General features: G+C 45.8%; 1 pseudogene. It reads right to left on the reverse strand.

Annotated elements, in window-relative coordinates:
- Positions 1-304 precede the first annotated feature (304 nt).
- Positions 305-670: pseudogene (locus tag CJP72_RS22025) on the reverse strand (IS3 family transposase); the annotation flags it as partial.
- Between the last annotated feature and the right edge of the window lie 225 nt (positions 671-895).

Consider the following 895-nt stretch of genomic DNA (forward strand, 5'->3'; position numbering starts at 1 on the left):
TCTGCGAGTGGCTCGTGTACTCGACAGGATCGCGGGGGCTGATAAAACTCACTTAATGGTGATGGAAATGTAGTGATTTTATGTGTTATTTAATGTTAAGCGGCGGCAATGTCTTAGAAAATAGAAGTCAGGGTGACAGTTTGGCACAAGAAACTAACGTACTCTGAACGATGAGACAATGTTCCTACATATTTTTAACTCCTTACCTCATTAATACGATGGTTGACCTTACTCGCGTAATGTGGGCACGCCCCTAAGCTAGGTTCTGGTTTTAAATTTGTTCCGGGCTGAGACCTCCACTGGCTCAGTGGCGCCGCCAGCGATTGTAATCACACTCGATATAATTAAACACTGTCGTCCGCGTTATTTCCCGGCTGGTAAAACATTCTCCGTGAATGCATTCCACTTTTAGCGAGTGAAAGAAGCTTTCCATACAGGAATTGTCATAACAACAACCTTTGGCACTCAGACTCCCGCGCAGATTATAGCGTTTCAGTAAAGTCTGATAATCCGCTGAACAGTACTGCCCACCCCTGCCTGTGTGAATGATGACATTTTCCAAGCATTTACTCCGCTAGAGCGCCCTCTGCAGCGCATCACCGGTAAGCTGTGTCGTCATACGTGACGTCATTGACCAGCCAATGGCAGAACGCGACCACATATCAATCACCCCGCCAGGTACAACTGTAAATAGACCCGTTTTATTTCCACGCACTTTTTGAGATCCCGGCCAGTTTAATCCTAGCCCAAAAGGCCCTGTTGCAAACAAGATCACAAACCAGAAGTTCTCATTGAAGAAAAGAGTTAAATACCAAATAGTTTGTTTACCAGACGAACTTCACCCAGATGATAGCCGTAATATAATGACTCAGTCTGACCTTTGTGCAGCGCCCGC

This window comes from Citrobacter sp. NCU1, assembly GCF_010231475.1.
Classification (GTDB): Bacteria; Pseudomonadota; Gammaproteobacteria; order Enterobacterales; family Enterobacteriaceae; genus Citrobacter_D.